At 46.4% G+C, this 2,375-nt stretch carries 2 protein-coding genes; both read right to left on the reverse strand.

The features are described 5' to 3' along the window. Positions 1-1,605: methyl-accepting chemotaxis protein (locus tag AC5V8P_RS25130; RefSeq protein WP_495474007.1), on the reverse strand; the 1,605-nt coding region annotated here is incomplete at its 3' end. A 227-nt stretch (positions 1,606-1,832) separates the two neighbouring features. Then, on the reverse strand, positions 1,833-2,375 hold a 543-nt coding region (locus AC5V8P_RS25135; RefSeq protein WP_495474008.1), incomplete at its 5' end, for an EamA family transporter.

Genomic DNA, 2,375 nt, shown 5'->3' on the forward strand with positions numbered 1-2,375 from the left:
CTTGCGTACCTCTATAGCGACTACTGCAAATCCACGCCCAGCTTCGCCAGCTCTAGAGGCTTCAATAGATGCGTTTAGGGACAACAAATTCGTTTGCTTAGCAATGGCGGCTATAGCCGAATTCATTTGCTTTGCATCATCCGAGAGCTGAGATAGCTCATCCATCAGACTAGCCGTTTGGCTTACTGCCTCCAGAATGCGGTCCATTTGTGTCCGCACATGGCTGATCATTTGACTACCTTGAGCTACATCTTGCTCAGTTTCTCCGGCTGAATCCACGATAGAGCTTGCCGATTCAGCAATCGTGCTGACACCCTTCGCCATTTCTTCAACGGCATTAGCGGTTTGCTCGGATGCTTCGGCGCTGGTCGCTGCATTTTCTGCGGATTCCATAACCGTTTCCGCTACATGTTGTACGGACTCCGTCGTTTGCTCTGTGCTCTCCTTGATTACCAGGGAAGAGGATGCAAGTCGGGAGGACGTTTGGTTGACCTCGGAGACCATCATATGTAAGGAATGTGTCATCTGGTCAAAATTCTGTGCCAGCTCGCCGAACTCGTCCTTCCTAGATAGATTTACACGTTCGGTCAGATTGCCGTCACGCACGATCCTTGTTCCTGCTTGCAGCTTCTTGAGTGGGATCAGGAACGAGCGAACCATGAGCACAATGATGATCGCAGCAGCCAGTATGGAAATAACAATTACAATCAGGCTTTGCTTCAGAATTGGCTGAGCTGCATCACTGTAATCCTCCAGATCTGACAGTGCGACAATGTCCCAGCCGGTGAGAGGGTCCTTAAGTGTAAAGGCCTGCACGTCCCGCTTCATAAATTGAATTTGCGACACGGAAGGAGTATTATTTTCCCCGGTTGCCGCCACTTTGGGAAGTCCCTCCATGGTGTCAGCCGGTTTTTTGCCTGTCTTGTCAAAGGCTGCTCCAGCTCCAGATACAACCTTATGGTCAGAATCAACAATGATGAGTCCTCCGCGTTCGCCTATCTTAACAGACTGCAGACTGTCCCCCATCTTGTCCAGATTCAAAGCCAATGCAACAGCCCCTTCACCGTTCTTCAGCGTTGCCGATACATTAACTACTAGATTCCCTGTCGTAACGCTGGCAACTGGAACACCGACAAATATGTTGCCCTTATGTAGCATCGCGTTTTTGTACCATTTTCTCTCCCTAGGATCATAATCAGCCTCCTTTTTTATCGGAGAACGGATATATTCTCCTTTCGCATTGCCGAGGAGCGCGGCATCTAACTCAGGATGAGCTTTGACGATGTCATCCAACTTTTTCTGAAGGGCTTCTTGGTTGGAACCAATGGAATCAGCTTGGATTTCACTGGTAAGGACGTCCACGTCCTTCATGATCGGGGATACATACTGATTAACATTGCTTTGGATCAGATACAGATTCGTGTATACGGAATTAGCCATTTGCTGACTGAGCTGTGTCGTAGCCCCCTGATAAGAAAAGTATCCAATAAGTAAGCTCGGAATCAATAACACAGCCAAAAAAGAAATGATTAATTTTGTCCTCATTAAATAAAACTGGTTAAGAAACCTGTTCCACCACGGAACTGTTTGTTTTTCTTTAGTCATGGTTTTTTCTCCTCTGTGTCTGATGGTCACTACATTGTTTTATTCGACATAAATCGACTGATTTTATAGATGTAATCTTGAAAAATGAGGAATCGAGGCATGTTTTAGGTGCTTTTTTTGAAAAATAGTTCTTAAGAACCAATTGAGATATGAATACAAAAAAGCCAAATCGGAGATGCAAAAGCATCTTCACGATTTGGCTTGGGTGAGCATGAAAGGGAATCATGCTATTCATTTTTCTGTTGACGAGAAATCATAAAGAGTGTAATCCAGATCAGCATAAAACCAGTCAATTGCGCCACGGTAACGATTTGCTGGAAAGCAATCCAGTTAATCACGACACCAACCATGGGAAAGCTCAATTCTGCCATCGTGGCATAAGAAGCTTTGGTTGTACTTAAGCCTTTGTAGTACAGTAATAAGCTGAGGAGGCCCGGAAGCAATGCCTGCAGCAGCAAGTTAATAATTACAGCAACGCCCGCCCATGTACCTGTAGGCATATTCCACGGAGCATGCTCCACAGAGGTAAGAACAATGAGCAGAGGGAGCGCCACCATGAAGCGGAGAGAGGTTACCGTCTCATATTTCATCGAGCGAAGCAAGTAGCTGCCCATAACGGTCGAGCCGCCCCACAGAATTGCTGCACCCAGTGCAAGCAAACTACCAACGTGAACAAAATCATGAACATGCCCAAAGGGAAGCGACCAACCGAAGGTGAGAAGATAGGTCCCGAACAGAGCGATGACAATTAATAGTCCAAAATGACGCGG

Source organism: Paenibacillus sp. N119s (assembly GCF_059447605.1).